This is a genomic window from Martelella sp. FOR1707 (assembly GCF_053484265.1).
On record NZ_JBAKFP010000018.1, the window covers coordinates 1 to 971 of the forward strand.

Below are 971 nucleotides of genomic sequence, written 5' to 3' on the forward strand. Positions count from 1 at the left end.
TGGCCTTTGGGAAGCGTCGTGGTGATGCTGGCGGAAACGGGATCGCTGGCCGGGAAACTGTCTTCCAGCCCCTCTTCGAGTTCGCTCTCCAGTCTTGCATCGTCTTTGCGGGCGGCAAGGCTGTCGGCAAGTCCGTTGATCACGGACAGGGCGGAACTTTCGGGATGTTCAACCGGCTGCGGGAAGGTGACGGTCACGGTGGCGTCGTTCGCCGTTCTGAACACCACCGTGCGGTGATCCGGCGTTGCGTGGATAGCCTGCGATGTCATGACTTCGACCTCCGTTCAACACGTCCCCCAATCGCGACGACAAAGATTTTGTTCCATGAAATCCGTGAAAGCCGGACGGGAACATATCGGCAGCGATGGACAGGATCGGCGTGTTGACGGCGGCCATGGAAAGCGACGGCGGCCAGACGCTCAGTTGAGAATGCTTCGGCCCTCGATGAGACGCAGGTCCTCAAGCGTCGAGAGCAGCCATTCCAGCCGGGACATGCCGGCAGGTCTCTCGTCGACATGGGCGATGGCGTATTCGAAGGTCCGCTCCACAAGCCGGTCGGCGGCGGCGTCATCGGCGACAAGCAGCCGGGCCGCGAGCCTCAGGCTCGGCATCAGCGTTATCACATCTTCGCCGTCGCCCTCGGCGGCAACCGTCGCAGACCGGTCATAGGTCGCGATCAGCGACGCGATGACTTCGCGGATTCCGTTCGGCTTCGGCAGCGTATTGATGAAGCGGAAACGATGGGGAATGATGATTTCCGCGCATCCGGAGAAGAACACGAAGGGCGTGTGGTTCTGGTGCAGGATATCGGCCAGCGGAAAGACCGGCGTACCGTCGAGATCGATATCCAGGACGGCTGCGTCGGCCCGGCCGAGATGGGGGATGGCCTGGGAAATCGACGCCACGGGCCCCAACACTTTGGCACCGACCTTTTCGAAGGTGCGGGAAAGGTTCTGGGCGATCAGGTATTC

General features: G+C 61.7%; 2 protein-coding genes. Both read right to left on the bottom strand.

The genetic code is table 11. From position 1 onward, the window contains the following. Positions 1-269, bottom strand: a 269-nt coding sequence (locus tag V6765_RS24060; protein ID WP_448433129.1) for a hypothetical protein, incomplete at its 3' end; no start/stop codon positions are given. A 150-nt stretch (positions 270-419) separates the two neighbouring features. Then, the coding region (locus tag V6765_RS24065) for a response regulator (RefSeq protein ID WP_448433130.1) at positions 420-971 on the bottom strand (552 nt) is incomplete at its 5' end.